The 14,350-nt window shown below is 37.6% G+C and carries 23 protein-coding genes; 14 read left to right on the top strand and 9 right to left on the bottom strand.

Annotated features, from left to right (window positions below; all coding sequences use genetic code 11):
- Positions 1-3: 3 nt before the first annotated feature.
- Complete coding sequence (locus NsoK4_RS06615; protein WP_211686341.1) at positions 4-303, bottom strand: MGMT family protein; 300 nt, start codon at positions 301-303, stop codon at positions 4-6.
- Complete coding sequence (locus NsoK4_RS06620) at positions 300-1,076, bottom strand: D-aminoacyl-tRNA deacylase (RefSeq protein ID WP_211686343.1); 777 nt, start codon at positions 1,074-1,076, stop codon at positions 300-302. The genes NsoK4_RS06615 and NsoK4_RS06620 overlap by 4 nt, the downstream gene beginning before the upstream one ends.
- Before the next feature lie 39 nt (positions 1,077-1,115).
- On the opposite strand from NsoK4_RS06620, the gene NsoK4_RS06625 reads away from it, so the two are divergent.
- The 3 genes from NsoK4_RS06625 to NsoK4_RS06635 are packed head-to-tail and all read left to right on the top strand — an operon-like array spanning position 1,116 to position 2,266.
- Positions 1,116-1,289 (top strand): protein translocase SEC61 complex subunit gamma, encoded by a 174-nt coding sequence (locus NsoK4_RS06625; protein ID WP_211686345.1) that lies wholly within the window; start codon positions 1,116-1,118, stop codon positions 1,287-1,289.
- Between the two features lie 3 nt (positions 1,290-1,292).
- Positions 1,293-1,751 (top strand): transcription elongation factor Spt5, encoded by a 459-nt coding sequence (locus tag NsoK4_RS06630; RefSeq protein ID WP_211686347.1) that lies wholly within the window; start codon positions 1,293-1,295, stop codon positions 1,749-1,751.
- Positions 1,752-1,786: 35 nt separating this feature from the next.
- Positions 1,787-2,266 carry a 50S ribosomal protein L11 gene (locus NsoK4_RS06635; RefSeq protein WP_211686349.1) on the top strand — a complete coding sequence of 160 codons (480 nt, stop codon included), beginning with the start codon at positions 1,787-1,789 and terminating at the stop codon, positions 2,264-2,266.
- A 28-nt stretch (positions 2,267-2,294) separates the two neighbouring features.
- Here NsoK4_RS06635 and NsoK4_RS06640 read toward each other — a convergent pair whose 3' ends face one another.
- Positions 2,295-2,783, bottom strand: a complete 489-nt coding sequence (locus NsoK4_RS06640; RefSeq protein WP_211686351.1) for a cupredoxin domain-containing protein — start codon at positions 2,781-2,783, stop codon at positions 2,295-2,297.
- 83 nt (positions 2,784-2,866) lie between these two features.
- Here NsoK4_RS06640 and NsoK4_RS06645 point away from each other — a divergent pair, with 83 nt between their 5' ends.
- The gene (locus NsoK4_RS06645; protein ID WP_211686353.1) at positions 2,867-3,022 is read left to right on the top strand and encodes a hypothetical protein; all 156 of its coding nucleotides are present in this window, start codon (positions 2,867-2,869) and stop codon (positions 3,020-3,022) included.
- Between the two features lies 1 nt (position 3,023).
- Here the strand turns inward: NsoK4_RS06645 and NsoK4_RS06650 are convergent, their stop codons facing one another.
- Entirely contained in the window at positions 3,024-3,188 is a 165-nt protein-coding gene (locus NsoK4_RS06650; protein WP_211686355.1) for a DUF1059 domain-containing protein, read from the bottom strand.
- Between the two features lie 676 nt (positions 3,189-3,864).
- Between NsoK4_RS06650 and NsoK4_RS06655 the strand changes: the two genes are divergently transcribed.
- Entirely contained in the window at positions 3,865-4,233 is a 369-nt protein-coding gene (locus NsoK4_RS06655; protein WP_249111024.1) for a hypothetical protein, read from the top strand.
- Here NsoK4_RS06655 and NsoK4_RS06660 read toward each other — a convergent pair.
- The gene (locus NsoK4_RS06660) at positions 4,219-4,551 is read right to left on the bottom strand and encodes a winged helix-turn-helix domain-containing protein (RefSeq protein ID WP_211686357.1); all 333 of its coding nucleotides are present in this window, start codon (positions 4,549-4,551) and stop codon (positions 4,219-4,221) included. The two genes, NsoK4_RS06655 and NsoK4_RS06660, sit on opposite strands and share 15 nt — an antisense overlap.
- A 97-nt stretch (positions 4,552-4,648) precedes the next feature.
- On the opposite strand from NsoK4_RS06660, the gene NsoK4_RS06665 reads away from it, so the two are divergent.
- Both NsoK4_RS06665 and NsoK4_RS06670 read left to right on the top strand, forming a co-directional pair.
- Positions 4,649-4,822 carry a hypothetical protein gene (locus tag NsoK4_RS06665; protein WP_211686359.1) on the top strand — a complete coding sequence of 58 codons (174 nt, stop codon included), beginning with the start codon at positions 4,649-4,651 and terminating at the stop codon, positions 4,820-4,822.
- A gap of 3 nt (positions 4,823-4,825) precedes the next feature.
- Entirely contained in the window at positions 4,826-5,383 is a 558-nt protein-coding gene (locus NsoK4_RS06670) for an Lrp/AsnC ligand binding domain-containing protein (RefSeq protein WP_211686361.1), read from the top strand.
- Here NsoK4_RS06670 and NsoK4_RS06675 read toward each other — a convergent pair.
- On the bottom strand, positions 5,380-6,036 hold the full coding sequence (locus NsoK4_RS06675; protein ID WP_211686363.1) for a hypothetical protein: 657 nt from the start codon (positions 6,034-6,036) through the stop codon (positions 5,380-5,382). The two genes, NsoK4_RS06670 and NsoK4_RS06675, sit on opposite strands and share 4 nt — an antisense overlap.
- A gap of 90 nt (positions 6,037-6,126) precedes the next feature.
- Between NsoK4_RS06675 and NsoK4_RS06680 the strand changes: the two genes are divergently transcribed.
- Together NsoK4_RS06680 and NsoK4_RS06685 are read left to right on the top strand one after the other, a co-directional pair.
- On the top strand, positions 6,127-6,282 hold the full coding sequence (locus NsoK4_RS06680) for a hypothetical protein (RefSeq protein WP_211686365.1): 156 nt from the start codon (positions 6,127-6,129) through the stop codon (positions 6,280-6,282).
- A gap of 10 nt (positions 6,283-6,292) precedes the next feature.
- Positions 6,293-6,856 carry an OsmC family protein gene (locus tag NsoK4_RS06685; protein WP_211686367.1) on the top strand — a complete coding sequence of 188 codons (564 nt, stop codon included), beginning with the start codon at positions 6,293-6,295 and terminating at the stop codon, positions 6,854-6,856.
- Between the two features lie 55 nt (positions 6,857-6,911).
- On the opposite strand, the gene NsoK4_RS06690 is transcribed toward NsoK4_RS06685, so the two are convergent.
- Positions 6,912-7,373 carry an Lrp/AsnC family transcriptional regulator gene (locus NsoK4_RS06690; protein WP_371815999.1) on the bottom strand — a complete coding sequence of 154 codons (462 nt, stop codon included), beginning with the start codon at positions 7,371-7,373 and terminating at the stop codon, positions 6,912-6,914.
- 168 nt (positions 7,374-7,541) lie between these two features.
- Here NsoK4_RS06690 and NsoK4_RS06695 point away from each other — a divergent pair, with 168 nt between their 5' ends.
- The 4 genes from NsoK4_RS06695 to NsoK4_RS06710 all read left to right on the top strand — a co-directional run bounded on the left by NsoK4_RS06695 (position 7,542) and on the right by NsoK4_RS06710 (position 10,794).
- On the top strand, positions 7,542-8,204 hold the full coding sequence (locus NsoK4_RS06695; protein ID WP_211686369.1) for a 50S ribosomal protein L1: 663 nt from the start codon (positions 7,542-7,544) through the stop codon (positions 8,202-8,204).
- Positions 8,197-9,063 carry a 50S ribosomal protein L10 gene (locus NsoK4_RS06700; protein ID WP_211686371.1) on the top strand — a complete coding sequence of 289 codons (867 nt, stop codon included), beginning with the start codon at positions 8,197-8,199 and terminating at the stop codon, positions 9,061-9,063. Before NsoK4_RS06695 ends, NsoK4_RS06700 begins: the two co-directional genes overlap by 8 nt.
- Before the next feature lie 197 nt (positions 9,064-9,260).
- Entirely contained in the window at positions 9,261-9,698 is a 438-nt protein-coding gene (locus NsoK4_RS06705) for a universal stress protein (protein ID WP_211686373.1), read from the top strand.
- A 94-nt stretch (positions 9,699-9,792) separates the two neighbouring features.
- The gene (locus NsoK4_RS06710; protein ID WP_211686375.1) at positions 9,793-10,794 is read left to right on the top strand and encodes a TIGR00341 family protein; all 1,002 of its coding nucleotides are present in this window, start codon (positions 9,793-9,795) and stop codon (positions 10,792-10,794) included.
- A gap of 130 nt (positions 10,795-10,924) precedes the next feature.
- Here NsoK4_RS06710 and NsoK4_RS06715 read toward each other — a convergent pair whose 3' ends face one another.
- The gene (locus NsoK4_RS06715) at positions 10,925-11,977 is read right to left on the bottom strand and encodes a hypothetical protein (RefSeq protein WP_249111027.1); all 1,053 of its coding nucleotides are present in this window, start codon (positions 11,975-11,977) and stop codon (positions 10,925-10,927) included.
- Positions 11,978-12,177: 200 nt separating this feature from the next.
- Here NsoK4_RS06715 and NsoK4_RS06720 point away from each other — a divergent pair, with 200 nt between their 5' ends.
- A complete protein-coding gene (locus NsoK4_RS06720) occupies positions 12,178-13,461 on the top strand; it encodes an APC family permease (protein ID WP_211686378.1) in 1,284 nt (427 codons plus the stop codon).
- A gap of 37 nt (positions 13,462-13,498) precedes the next feature.
- Here the strand turns inward: NsoK4_RS06720 and NsoK4_RS06725 are convergent, their stop codons facing one another.
- Complete coding sequence (locus tag NsoK4_RS06725) at positions 13,499-14,281, bottom strand: ZIP family metal transporter (protein ID WP_211686380.1); 783 nt, start codon at positions 14,279-14,281, stop codon at positions 13,499-13,501.
- Positions 14,282-14,350: the final 69 nt, after the last annotated feature.

The raw sequence follows: 14,350 nt of genomic DNA on the forward strand, positions 1-14,350 counted from the left end.
GAATTAAAATCGATAAACTCTATCTTCCCAGTCTAAGATTTTACCATCTTTGATTTTGATTCCTTCTTGAGACAACATATTTGATTTTATTTTCTGGCCATATGCATATCCACCGACTTGGCCATCAGACTTTACAACACGGTGACAAGGAATGATCACAGGGTAGGGATTCTTGTTCATAATTTTTCCGACTGCACGTTGTCCATTTTTCATTCCAACGGCCTTTGCAAGCTCACCATAAGTTGTAACTTTGCCTTTTGGAACCTGGCACAGTTTTTTGAAAATTTCTTTGTCAACACTCAAAGCTTGATTACCTCAAGATCTGTTTTTTCTAAAAGATCAAGAACTTTCTGTTTGTTTGGTCCAAGCCCTGCCCAATCAAGCAGTGCGACAGTTGCCGTTTTGTTTTGCCCTAAGATATGCGAGAATAACTCATCATCGAGACTGTCAAGTGCATGTTTTGGCATTACAGTTCCAAGTGCATGTTTTCCATGCAGTAATTCTTTTGTGAATTTTTCTGGATAGTGGGTTCCGCCAAAGCAGATTGCAACAGGATTTGATTCCAATTTTGTCTGCATTACATCATCTACCAATTTTGCAACAGACACACATAATGACTCATCGGTCCACTGTTTTTCAGTAGTTCCAATCTCAATGAAGATGCAAGGCTTTTTCAGGGCAGTAGGCCCGTGATGTGTTGCCTCTATAGTAATATCAAATTCAGAGAACTGTTCTTTGTTTTCATATAATTTTTGGAGGTATGCCTTTTGTAGATCAGGATAAGGTATTGCCAGTTGTCTTTTGTTTCCGCCAAACTTTGCATCTGCAAAATTTCCGGTACTGTGGCATGTTAATGCCAAGACACCAGATTCAGCTGCATGTTTTGAGAGAAAGACAAATCCATCATAATCATATTTCTCTTCTAACCAATCTGCAGATATTGCAGGAGTCGGAATTATTATCAGGTCATAGTTTTCTCCACGGTAAATATCACCGTCTTTTTTCATTTTTTCAGAAAGGAACTTTGCCATGTTGTACCCAGCAGGGTCATCACGATAAGCAACTAGCAGATCCATGAGATAAGAGATATAAGGACACCCTATTAATTTTGAGCAATGAACCCAAGACAGACTTTGAAGAACATGGCCAATACCTTAAAGATGGCAAAAAAGCCAGACAAAGATGAATATCAACAACATCTTAGATTGGTACTGTTAGGTATAGCAGGAGTAGGAGCTATAGGATTTACTATCCAGTTTGTCTTTTCGGTAATTACATTTGGTAGGTAAAAATTGTCTGAAGAAGTAAAATCACATCTATTTGCAATAAGAACCACAGGAGGTCAAGAGAAAGTAGTCATGAGACTATTAGAACAAAAGGCAAATGCCGGTCAGCTTAACATTCAATCAGTTTTACTTGTAGATAATCTCAAAGGATATGTAGTAATTGAGGCAATCGATCCAAGCGCTGCATACATGGCAGTAGAAGGAGTCAGACACATTCGCGGTCAACTACGAGGAGAGTTAGAATTCAAAGACATTGAAGGATACCTAATAAAGAAATCCACAGTATCACAATTAGCAGTAGATAACGTAGTAGAAATCACAGGCGGTCCATTTAAGGGAATGAAAGCCACAATCACCAGAATTGATGCAGAAAAAGAAGAAGCAACAGTTGTTCTTTTGGATGCATCATACCAATTGCCAGTCACAGTAGATGCAAACTATCTCAAACTATCAACTGAGGCTTAGGAAGGATTAAATTTTTCATATAGAGACGAATCAACATGGGAGAACAAAAAATTTCATCATTGGTAACAGGAGGAGCAGCATCTGCAGGTCCACCTTTGGGTCCAGCACTAGGTCCTCTTGGCGTCAACATCATGGAAGTAATCAACGCAATCAATGACAAGACAAAAGACTTTGAGGGAATGAAAGTTCCAGTTACAGTAATTGTAGATAGCGATACCAAGAAATATGAAATCGAGATTGGTATCCCATCAGCTGCTGCACTAATCATGAAGGAGGCTGGAATCCAGAAAGGCTCTGGCGCTTCCGGTACAGAGTGGGCAGGAGATGTATCAATGGATGCAATAGTCAAAGTAGCAAACACCAAACTAGAAAAATCATATGCAACATCACTAAAGTCAGTTGCAAAGACAATCATTGGAACCTGTCTTGCACTTGGAGTCAAAGTAGAAGGAAAGACTCCAAAAGAGATCACTGCCGAGGTAAACGAAGGCAAGTGGGACGAAAAATTCCAATAGAATTTTCAATCTTTTCTCAATTTTATAACTACTCTACAATGGTTATGATTCCCTTCATGTCAGGATGAATGGAACAATAGTAATCAAAAGTACCAGTTTGGTTTGCCAAAAAAATTATCGAGTCAGACTGGAAATAGCTCAGATCTTTTGTGTGTACATTGAATGCATCGATGTTTAGATTGTGTTTGGAGAGTTTGTTTGGTAAATTTTTCTCCTCATTGATAAGATGAATCTGGACAAGGTTTCCTTTAGCTGCAGTAAGTTCAGGAGACAGGCCTTCAGAGAACGGAAGAGACTTTCCTCCCCTGGTAGTTTGATAGTGATAATTCCCTTGAGATGATTTTACTGCCTTTAGAGATATGTTAGTAGATGGTGCAAACACAAGCCCCTCTGAATTGACGGGACTAAATGATTTTAACGCAAAAAAGCCTATCAAGACAAAGACACAAAACACCACACCAATAGAAATAACATTTCCTTTAGAATATTTGGAAGTTTTTTTGCGTTTTTTGTTCACGTAAAAAAAATGCATTTAGTGGATATATAGAATAATTAACATTGTTAAGGTACTTCTAATACAAGTAATTTCCAAGTACAATCATGGCATTTTCCAAAACATGTCCAGTTTGCAAGCAGGACTTTTCCTCACTTTTAGATTATACGTTACACATCAAGGATAGCCACAGCAAAGCACATCCTGAAGAATTTGTAAGCAATAAAGAAGAGATCAAGTGGTCATTTCGCCAACAAGATTAAGTTACTGGGTCTTTCGCAGAATAAACTGCATTAGAGCTTCTCTTTGATATTCAATTCCATGTTCATCTTCGGTGTGTTTGCCAAAATCTTGAATGACTTGGTCAACTTCACCTTCTGCTTCAAAGTCACACTCAAAACCATAGTCATTGCAACGTAATTTTATCAAGTCTAATTTTTTTCCCAAATTCCGGCTAATATAGTTCAGTTAACATTGTTAACTAAAGTTTCAGTGGCAATTCAATTAATGCAGAAGCAAAGGAAATATGCCAAGCGTCTATTGGCAGAAAATGAAACCTAGGATGACTTGAAAACGTAAGATGTGTATCCATATTTCCTATTGGAGTAGATTGCTTCTGCATTACGTAATCAGAGTATTTTTGGTATTTAGGAGAAACTTAACAATGTTCATTTAGTTTTATTAGAAATTCAACGGGTCTGATCTCATGAAGAAGAAGAAAGAGGAGAAAGAAGATGAGAATCTTGCAGATAAAAAAAATGAAGACTGGTGGAGATTGGAGAAATCCCAGATAGGAAGGAGGAAATTTTCATAATCATGACATTTACTTGTCACGGAGTTTGTGAATATCATAAAACAAGGCGATTATCTACAAATGTAAAATATGAGAATGGGCAAAAACGCTGTACATTGTGTTCTGTTTTTTTAGAGACAGATAATCGTCATTGTCCATGTTGTGGCGTACGTCTTAGAACTAAATCAAGGAACAGAAAACATGCAGAGTAAAACCATTAACAATGTTAAGTACCGGATAAATACCAAATCAGAGAAGGAAAAAAGATGAAACTGATGTGCTTTCAAGATTTAGAATCGGAGGTAAAACTTCATGTCTGATATTGGCAGAGACATTCTAAGCTCCATGGATCTTTTCATTGAAAAGATTCAGCACCTTAAAGGAGTCATGCTGGGGGTTTCACTGTCTGCGCTTATTTTGGCACCCTTGGCAATAGGAATTTCAATTTACCTTATCACCCACCCAAGATTCTATCATATAGTTGAAAACGAATACGAGTTTGCATCATTGCTCATAGTTCTTCTAACAGTGGTTTTGGTTACATCAGGTGTTTGGCTTGTTACAGGACTCCAGCAATTCAAATCCCTTAGCTCTTGGAATAAGAGGTATTACAACTACATCAAGAGAAAAGAAGATCTTGACAAAGACATTTCATCAAAATTTCATCTAGACGAAGAATAGACATCCAAGATTTAGCGAAGGTCCTCGTTTTCCATCACGTGGGAATAGTTTTTCATATGGCTCCAGTATCTCATGGCAGAAATCCATTCCTTTGTTTGTAACCTTGAAGATAGTAATTGTTCTTTTTCCATCTATTTTCTCTATTCTCTGGATCATTTCATTTTCTTCTAGGTTATCTAAGATAGCTTTGTGTTTTGATATGTTTAATCCACAAAAACTAAACAAGGCAGTCTGGTTAAGTTCACCGTATTCAGAAAGAGTAAGAATAATGTCTTTTATGATATAGATTCTATCTCTATATTTTTTGGAAACTGCCAATAATAATACTTGAAATTATGATATTTTACTATTATTACAGTTATGGGCATTAACAATGTTAAGCAACTGCTTATAATCTGAAATTGCTTAGGGATGTATGAAAGCAAGGCTATCAATAAAGAAGAGCTTGACAAAGAACATCTTCAAAAAAGAACAAGAATTTTCAAACAAATGCAAAATTTGCGACATGGAGTTTCCAAATCCAGAGAGAACAAAAAAGCATATGATAAAGGCTCATTCAAAACCAAAACGCGAAAAGCAGGTGAGATAGCATATGGCCAAAGCTTATGTCATGATGTGCTGTGACGTAGGTTCTGAAAGCGAGGTAATTTCATCACTAAAGAAAATCAAGGGCATACGAGATGCTCACGGAACATTGGGTCTGTACGACATTGTTGCCCAAATTGAATCACCATCTGAGGAAGAAATTCAAAAAACAGTCACGGGAGTTATCCGTAAAATGCCCAAAATACACACAACAATGACCCTAACACGCTCAGAATCAGGGGAATTGTTTGAGGCATCTGAGAAATTCATAGGAAGCATGCTTGGACAAAACAGTGCAAAGGCCTATGTTGTAATGTACTGTGAGAAAGGCCAGGAATACTCCACACTAAAAAACCTCAGTCACATTCCAGAAGTAAAAGAAGCAGATGTTGTTTTCGGATATTATGATGTAATATGTAAGGTAGAGACCCAAGATGAAAAAACATTAGACCATGTAATTACCAAGGCAATCAGAACTTTGCCCAACATCAGAACAAGTATGACGCTAAATGTAATCCAAGAGCAAGAAAAGCATCTAGTAAACGATACTGCAAAAACAACCTAGTCTAAGAAAAGCTTGTGAGGACTCTCTTTTGTAACATGGAACTTGTACAGTTCATTTTCTTTTAGAATGTAAAACGGATCATGCATCAAAAACAGCTCCATTGCATCCTTGACTGAAGAAGACATTACGTCTTCGGCTTTGTAAGGACAGAAGAATATTCCAGGAAGTGGATCCTTGTCATATGCCCGCTCTATCTTTAGTGCATCATCAATTGATGAGGATGCAACATCAGCCAAGACAAAATCAATTGCAAACAACGGTTTCTGTTTTGATGCTTTGGCAATTTTTTCACCTATCTGGGTACAATACTTTATTGGGTTTTTTTCAGGTGCAAAAGGCAGTACGGTTCCATCAAACCATCCAAGTTTTGGTAGTGACTTTTTAGAAACATGATCAGGTGAAGAACAAAATGCTCTGAACCATCCTTGTTCCTGTGCAATCTTGTCAACTGACTTTAGCAGGTTGACTACTGCCTTGTCATCATCATAAATCAAGAGAATGTGTTTTTTTGGAATTTGTGATTTTTGCAATAGCCACTTGTCAATTGCGTCTTTGACAATAGAGTTGATTGACACCCCCATATCATCGGCAATCTTTGTCAGATCAGAATGTTCCTTTTCATCAATGTCTCTGATGTGTAGATCTTTTCCCACAAGTACATTGAACGTGCCTAGTATATAATCTAATGGTACCGCGGTACCGTTTTACTAATACTTATATTATGGTACCATGGTACCACTTCTATGAACACAGCCCTACCAGGTAAAAAAATCATAGAATGGAAGTCGGCATTTTATTCGATGGAAGATTCTCAAAACAAGGATGCAAGAATTCTTGCCAGTCTGATAACTGGCCTTAGTGCAGAAATCAGAGCAAGACAGCATCTAGGAGTAGCATGAGGTGAAAAAGATGGCACAAGTTACAGAAAAAATCGTAAACGGGGTAAATGTCACAGGTCTTTTTGAAACAATAGAGACAATCAAGGAAAAGCCAGAGGTTGGAAAATACAATTTCCGTGCAACAAACAAGTGGATTGGCGGGACAGAAAACCACACTACTGTAAATGATTTCTACGGTGCATGTAAGACATTTTCAAGGAAAAAACCGCATGTCTTTGTAAAAGACGAGCCAGAATCATTGCTGGGAACAGACAAAGGTGCAAACCCAGTGGAATACCTCCTAGCAGGACTGGCAGGATGTGTGACAACTAGCATAGTGTGCCATGCTGCTGCAAAAGGAATCAAGATTCACTCCATAGAGTCAAAACTTGAAGGAGACATTGATCTTCAAGGACTGTTTCAAATAGATGAAAATGTCAACCCAGGATACAGGGGCATAAACATCTCCTTTAAGATCAAGGCAGATGCAACAGAGAAAGAACTTGAGGAACTAGTCGAGATTGCAAAAAAAGTCTCACCAGTTGCAAACACAATTTCAAGACCCACTCCAATTAACATGTCACTTGAAAAATAAATGACATGCTAGGGGTTTGGCAGACACCATAAAGGCATTTCTGCCAAAAAATCCCTTATTGTTTTTTGGTCAGATATACGGGGTCTTTGTCGGTTCTTTGCAATTCGACAAAGGTCTCTGTATTTTGGATTCCTTCAATTTTTCCAATCTTTTCAATTACAATTTCATGCAAAGTCTCCAGATTCTCAGTGAATATCTTTATCATCATATCAAATCTTCCAGTGACCTCAGATATTGAAACTACCTCAGGAGTATCCATGAGTTTTTTGTAGATTACCTCTTTTGACTTTGGATCACGGTTTATTCCAACTGAGGCCTTTACAGTAATGCCCAACAAAGAATCATCAATCACAATGGTGAATTTTTTGATAAGCTTCTTTTTCATCAGTCTCTTGATTCTGCTATACAGAACAGATGCGTTGATTCCCAGTTTTTTTGACAGGGTAGGGACAGAAATTGAGCCGTCTTTTGTCAATTCAAAAAGTAATTTCATATCCAAATCATCAAAACGATGCAATGCGATGAAAAATCATGTCTGCGATTTAATAAATGTAGATTTAGACCAAAAATAGGCAGGGAATTATAAAAATTTGCATCAAAACATGTAATTTTTTAAAATTAAATCAAAATCACAGTCGTCGATCTCTAAACGATTTTAAGTAGGCTTTCTCGAAAATTGTTCGTAATGATTACTGAGGTTCAGCTCGTAGACATGATAAAAGCTGCCAAGGAGGCTACAAAGCAACGAAAGTTCAAACAGTCAATTGAATTGATTACAGTCTTCAAGGATATCGATGTCAAGAAAGGCTTTGCCCTCAATGAAGTAGTTCAGCTTCCAAAGACTAGTTCACCGGCTACTGTTTGCGTAATGGCAACAGGTGAGATGGGACAAAAGGCAAAACAAGCAAATGCAGATGCAGTCATTGGAACAGATGAACTTGATAAATTTGCATCAGACAAAAGAGCATCTAGAAAATTCATTAACAAATATGATTTCTTTTTGGCAGACACACAAGTTATGCCAGTAGTTGGTAAGACACTAGGTCAGCTTTTGGGCCCTAGAGGAAAGATGCCAACACCAGTTCCATTTAACGCACCAATTGATTCATTCCTTTCAAGATTTAGATCATCAATCAAAGTCAGAGCAAGAGCAACACTCTCATGTTCTGTAAAGATCGGAGACGAGTCAATGGAAGATTCAGATTTGGCAATCAATGCAAATGCAGTTCTCAATGCAATCAAAAACAAGCTTCCAAACGGCGAGAAAAACATCAAAAGAGTCATGATCAAAACGACAATGGGCAAAGTAATCAAGCAAGTAGAAGAGGTCAAGAAGAAACATGCATGAGAACAGAACAGAATATCCAAAAAAGAAAGCCCAGATGTATCAGCAATTACAAGAGCTTCCAAAAAAGTACAAAGTTCTAGCTGTTGTAAAAATGACCAAAGTCAGATCAACTCAGATTCTTCCACTAAGAAAAACGCTCAAAGACGACGTATTGTTTTTTAGCATCAAAGACAAGATTGCAAAAAAAGCACTGGAGACACTTGATGTTCCAGGAATCAAAGACATTACAGATGAGCTAAAAGGACAATTGCTTTTCTTGTTTACAAACATGTCACCATTCAAGCTAAACGTATTGCTTGCCAAAAACAAGATCATGATGGCAGCAAGAGGCGGAGACACTGCAAGTTTTGACATTGTAGTTCCAGCAAAGAACACAGGAATTGCCCCAGGACCAATGCTTACAGAATTCAAGGAAGCAGGCATTCCAACAAAGATTGACCAAGGTACAATCTGGATTGCAAAAGACACCACTCCAGTAAAGAAAGGAGAGGCAATCAATGAGAAGCTAGCATCAATTTTAGGTAAATTAGACATCAAGCCCGTAGAGGCAGGAATTTCACTATACACTGCACTTGAGGACGGTCTCAAGTATGCTCAAGAAGAGATGGTCATCGATGTTGAAAAGATTGCAAACGAGTTTGCACAGGCACACCAAGAGGCAGTCTCATTATCAATTGAGGCAGCATATGTCACACCAGATAACATCTCACAAATCTTGGCAAAGGCAGCACAAGCAGCACGCTCTGTATCAGTAGAGTCTGGATTCATGACAGATGAAACAAAAGAGCAGATATTGCAAAAGGCAGACTCTCAGGCAAGATCACTTGCAGGCCAGGCAAAAGACTACACACCTGCATAAACAATTCTCATACACTCAAGGTTAGAACAAAACAAGCAAAAATTATTCAAGAACAAAAATCATAAGCAACAAATGAACATTATAAGAAACCAAAGCAATTCACAAATTTGAAAAATAAGAGAGGGTTAGATTTTTCCAATAAATTGAATTTTTGATTTTAATATCTAGTTTAAATTCATGACAAGGTATTTGAAATCATGAATGAAAGATTTGATTTTGAGCAGATTTTGGTACCATACAATGCAACTTTTGGTGCTGAAAAAGGACTAAAGGCAGCTGTTGATTTTGCAAAAAAAGTCGATGGGAAAATTACATTAATCACATGTGTTGAAAACCAGTCAATTCTGTCATTTTTTAAAAAAGGGAAAAATGAAAAATTCATAGAACAAAAAAAGATCATCGACAACGAATTAAGAAAAATAGAATCCAAGATTAAGGAGATAAGACCAATAAAACATGTAATTTTAAAGTCGTCTTTTGCTCCTGAAACCATCGTTGAGTATGCTCAAAAAAACAAAATGGACATTGTAATCGTAGGCCAGACACAACTAAGTAAATCAGATATAAAATACCATGAGAGCATGGCAAACTATCTCACAAAAGGTTTGAAATGCCCCCTTCTAATCATAAAATAAAACATTCAAAACCAGAAAGGCAAATTACTGAACCTCAAATACAGCATGAAGTTCTGCAAAAGAGTATTATTTCAGAGAGGAGGAAAGCAACAGTTTGCGTAGAATAGAGATTGTGTGTTATGAACAACAAGGGGCAAGTGCGGAGTATATTTTCAAAAAATACAAAATTCCCTTTCATATGGAGCTTGCAATTTCAGATGATCAGAAACTGTTAAGATACATAGGAGTTGCCCCCGATTCAATATCAAGTTCAATTACAAATGAGTTAAACAAAATAATTGATTCTAGAAAAAAAGAACTGTACGTAACAAGCCAAATCATAGAGGCAACACTATCAGACTATCTTACAAATTTAGAAAAAGAATATTCTGAGAAAGAAATCAAGGTAAAGAAGAAGAAATTACTTGAAGAGTATCAATCACTGATAGATCCAAATGTGGATTTTAACAAAAATCTCCTCTTCATGATCGTCATAGCTGCAGGAGTTTCAGTAGTAGGTTTGTTTGCAAACAATGCCTCTTTGGTTATTGGGGCCATGTTGATTTCACCACTGTTAGGTCCAATCTCTGCTTTCTCTTTCAATACGGCAGTAGGTAAAACAAACAAGATGTTAAAGGCGTTAGTCTCTGGCATGATTTTATTAGTAGCAGTTATCGGTACAGGTGCACTAATTACAATTATCGCATTGCAGTTTGCAGACTTGCCCCTCACCGATGAGATATTATCCAGAACCGTAATATCACCTGTTTTTCTGGGTGTGGCAATAGCATTGGGTTTGGCAGGTGGGATTGCAATGTCTACAGACATTCCCGGGATTCTCGTAGGAGTTGCAATAGCTGCAGCGTTGGTTCCACCAGCAACTGTTGCAGGCATCGGAATTGCACTTTGGGATTTGGATATTTTTTCCAGTGCGTTGACTCTGACTGCTGCAAACATCATAGGACTGGTTCTTGGAATGATGGTGGTATTTTTTATGGACGGAATTTCACCCAGAAAGTTTTACGAGAAGGAAAAAGCACGAAACCACATGATAGTTGCAATCACTATTTTTGTAGGATTAAGCATGCTTTTGGGAGTTTTATTGTTAAAATCATGAATATGCATAGTAGAACTCGCAGCACAACGCTCTAAATATTCCATCATAGATTACTCAAACAATAGATTACAATAATCAAATCAAAAAAAAGAATTTATCTTTGTCGAGATTGAAAAATAAATATGGAGACCTATTTCTCAATAGGCTCTAGTACTACTGTATAGGACACAGTAAATGGATTTGTGTTCATGCTATGAAATGCTATTCCATGGCCTGAAAATTCCCAAGTTCCGCCAGTTCTGTCAGCTTTTACGAACGTAAATCCGTATGTCTTGTCATCTGCAGTCCATGTAGGCTGTCCTTTGTTATCACCAGGTCCCAGAGGACCAATAAGTGAAACAAACTGGATTGGTTCGGATGCAACAAATGTAACCCTTCCGCGATAGAATTCATCGCCAGGTGGAAGTATCATTGCAATCTGGTGTCCTTCATGTCCTAATGCAGGGCTTTTACTTGAAGTCATGCTTGCAGAATGTATTGTCTTTGATGGTGTGATTTCCTTGTATGTAACAGAGTATGTAACAGTGAATGGTTCTGAACTCATAGAATGTATTGCAACTGCTTTTCCATTAAATGTCCATATTCCTGAATCAGATTTTTGATCAATCAGAGACAGACCATACTTTGTCTTTCCATCAGTAGTCCAAAACAATTGTCCCTTGTCATCGCCTTTTGCCAGAGGACCGTGTAATGCCACAAGCTGAACATTTTCAGATGCAGTATATGTCAAGTGTCCCTTGTAGATATTTTTACCAGGTGGAAGTATTATTGCAAGTTGGTGCATCTCATGTCCTATTCCAGGATCTTTTTGCGAGGTGATTGTTCCAGACATTGTCTTCCATACGGGCTCTTGCAGACGTTTTTCAGCATACTGCTTTGCTTCTTCTTCATGAGATTCTGAGGGTTCTGTGTATTTTTCAGATTTTGTGATTTCAGATTTTATTTTCTCTTCAGCCTTTTTCTCAGTTTTTACCTCTTCTTTCTTTTTAGATTCTGTTTTAGTTTGTGTGTCACCTGCTTCAGAGCACAAACGATCTCCACAAACTTTGTCAGACCCAGTCACAGGATTTGGGTTTCCTTTGCTTTTCATTGCATAGGAATCATCAAACAAGCTAAAAGTTCCCGCAAATGAACTTGTTAACAGAACAGTTGTTAGAATTATTACTTGAACAAGTCTAGTCATTGACATGTATTGTCTTGGTAATATTTTAAGATGATACATATTTTCATATATAATAATTAAGAGTCTTCAAAAAACAAGGCAAAATATTTTTAATCACTTTGTATTATGATCTTTTATCCAATATGGGATTTTTGTATTGTGAATATTTCATCTTTGATAATCATGAATCACATAATATTCCATCATAGGGTGAAAATTTCATGTCCGAATTAAAACGGCATATGGGATTGTTCCATCTGACAATGTATGGGGTAGGTCTAATTTTAGGTGCTGGAATTTATGTTCTGATTGGAGAGGCTGCAGGTATTGCAGGGGATTCTGTATGGATATCTTTTATGCTTGGAACTATTGTGGCAATCTTTGCAGGATTAAGTTACGCTGAGCTTACATCTGTATTTCCAAAAGCTGCTGCAGAATATACTTTTGTAAAAAGAGCATTCAAGAATAATTTTCTAGGATTCCTCATAGGGTGGTTAACTGCCATCACATCTGTAATAACTGCATCAGTAGTCGCATTAGGTTTTGGCGGTTACTTGTTAAAGTTCATAGACATCCCAATTATCTTGTCTGCAGCAGGATTGATTGTTGCGTTATCTGTTGTAAATTTTATAGGGATACGGGAGTCTGCTTGGACAAATACTGTTTTTACGATAGTTGAAGCCGCAGGCCTTATTTTGATCATAGTTATTGGTTTTACATTTGTATCTCCAGAACCGGTTGATTACTTTGACAGTCCTACTGGATTATCAGGAGTTGTCATTGCCTTTGTCTTGGTGTTTTTTGCTTTTATCGGATTTGAGGACATGGCAAATGTTGCAGAAGAAGTAAGACAGCCAAAAAAGAATCTACCACGTGCAGTTATCCTTTCTGTAGTAATATCAGGAGCAATATACATTCTAGTTGCTTTGGCTGCAGTTAGAGTTGTAAATTGGCACGAACTTGGTCTTTCAGCAGCTCCAATGGCAGACATTGCAAGTAAGGCACTAGGTGAAAAAGGAAACATCCTACTGTCGTCTATCGCATTGTTTGCTACTACAAATACAGTATTGATAACATTGGTTGCAGGTGCAAGAATTTTTTATGGTATGGCAAGAGATGGTTCACTACCGTCAAAACTAGGATTGGTACACTCAAAAACTAAGACACCTTGGATAGCAGTGCTCGGAATTATGATTGCATCTGCCATCTTTACGTTGGTAGGAGATATTGTTATTGTTGCAAACATCACTGTGTTTGCCATAGTCATTACATTTGCAATGATTAATCTTGCAGTTATTGTGTTGAGGTATACCGAACCAGACATCGAAAGACCATTTAAGATCCCATTTAATATCAAGAGATTCCCAATACTTCCACTATTTGGATTAGCAATTACAGTATACATGATGTTTCAGTTTGAATTTGAAATAGTTGTAGTAGGTTTAGGGATTATAGGGGCAGGTTGTGTCGTGTATTTGATCTATGGCAAGAAGAAAAGAAAATAGTTTTTTGCAATTTGGATAAGGCAAAACAAGAAATTGATTATCCTAAAGAAACATCAAGAATCAGCATGACTATCAAGCCTATCATCAACATGACAGTAGGCAATGAACTTGTTTTCTCCTTTCGTGTCTCAGGAATTATCTCGTGTGCAATAACAAAGACCATTGCGCCTGCTGCAAACCCCATTGCATAAGGTAACAATGTTGAAAATACAGATACCCAAATCGCACCAATAATGGCAAGAGGAATCTCCACTCCGCCTGACAAAAACCCATAAAAAAAAGATTTTCGCCTAGAATATTTTTCAGTGGACAGCAAAGAGAAGCTTACTGCCAACCCTTCTGGTATGTTTTGGATCCCTATTGCAAACATTAGCACCAACGCGTTTGCGATGTTTTCAGCTCCAAAACCCACTCCAACTGCCAATCCTTCTGGAAGGTTATGCAGTGTTATTGCAAACACAAACAACATGATTCCATGCATTTGTCGTGGGGAGAACTTGTGTGTGGGGCTGTAGCTATGAACGCCTGCTTTTCCAACCCATCTGTCACCTAGAAAAATGAAAAGACCTCCCAATCCAAGCCCCACAGAAACAGGCAAAAATCCACTCATCTCGGTTGCAGGAATGATCAAGCTGGTAAAGCTTGCAGCAAGCATTACTCCTGCAGCAAGACCCAGTGATGCATTGATGATCCTAGATGAGATGTTTTTTACAACAAAAACACTTGTAGCACCAAGTACATTCATCGATGCAAGAAAAATTCCTCCTAAAATTGCCAGATAGAGAGGATCAAAATCTTTGACGTATTCAATAATCTCCAAGCAACATCTTGAATTACATTAAAAAAATTAAATGCATTGTTTGCCACAGTACAGGAACATGCACAAAGT

It is taken from the genome of Nitrosopumilus sp. K4, from assembly GCF_018128925.1.
Lineage (GTDB): Archaea > Thermoproteota > Nitrososphaeria > Nitrososphaerales > Nitrosopumilaceae > HKST03.

Bases quoted from the DNA above. Each gene is read 5' to 3' on its own strand.
- NsoK4_RS06620 (WP_211686343.1), bottom strand. From the start codon at position 1,076: ATGGATCTGCTAGTTGCTTATCGTGATGACCCTGCTGGGTACAACATG.
- NsoK4_RS06695 (WP_211686369.1), top strand. From the start codon at position 7,542: ATGATTACTGAGGTTCAGCTCGTAGACATGATAAAAGCTGCCAAGGAG.
- NsoK4_RS06655 (WP_249111024.1), top strand. From the start codon at position 3,865: ATGTCTGATATTGGCAGAGACATTCTAAGCTCCATGGATCTTTTCATT.
- NsoK4_RS06670 (WP_211686361.1), top strand. From the start codon at position 4,826: ATGGCCAAAGCTTATGTCATGATGTGCTGTGACGTAGGTTCTGAAAGC.
- NsoK4_RS06720 (WP_211686378.1), top strand. From the start codon at position 12,178: ATGTCCGAATTAAAACGGCATATGGGATTGTTCCATCTGACAATGTAT.
- NsoK4_RS06635 (WP_211686349.1), top strand. From the start codon at position 1,787: ATGGGAGAACAAAAAATTTCATCATTGGTAACAGGAGGAGCAGCATCT.
- NsoK4_RS06625 (WP_211686345.1), top strand. From the start codon at position 1,116: ATGAACCCAAGACAGACTTTGAAGAACATGGCCAATACCTTAAAGATG.
- NsoK4_RS06665 (WP_211686359.1), top strand. From the start codon at position 4,649: ATGAAAGCAAGGCTATCAATAAAGAAGAGCTTGACAAAGAACATCTTC.
- NsoK4_RS06645 (WP_211686353.1), top strand. From the start codon at position 2,867: ATGGCATTTTCCAAAACATGTCCAGTTTGCAAGCAGGACTTTTCCTCA.
- NsoK4_RS06715 (WP_249111027.1), bottom strand. From the start codon at position 11,977: ATGACTAGACTTGTTCAAGTAATAATTCTAACAACTGTTCTGTTAACA.
- NsoK4_RS06700 (WP_211686371.1), top strand. From the start codon at position 8,197: ATGCATGAGAACAGAACAGAATATCCAAAAAAGAAAGCCCAGATGTAT.
- NsoK4_RS06685 (WP_211686367.1), top strand. From the start codon at position 6,293: ATGGCACAAGTTACAGAAAAAATCGTAAACGGGGTAAATGTCACAGGT.
- NsoK4_RS06705 (WP_211686373.1), top strand. From the start codon at position 9,261: ATGAATGAAAGATTTGATTTTGAGCAGATTTTGGTACCATACAATGCA.
- NsoK4_RS06680 (WP_211686365.1), top strand. From the start codon at position 6,127: ATGAACACAGCCCTACCAGGTAAAAAAATCATAGAATGGAAGTCGGCA.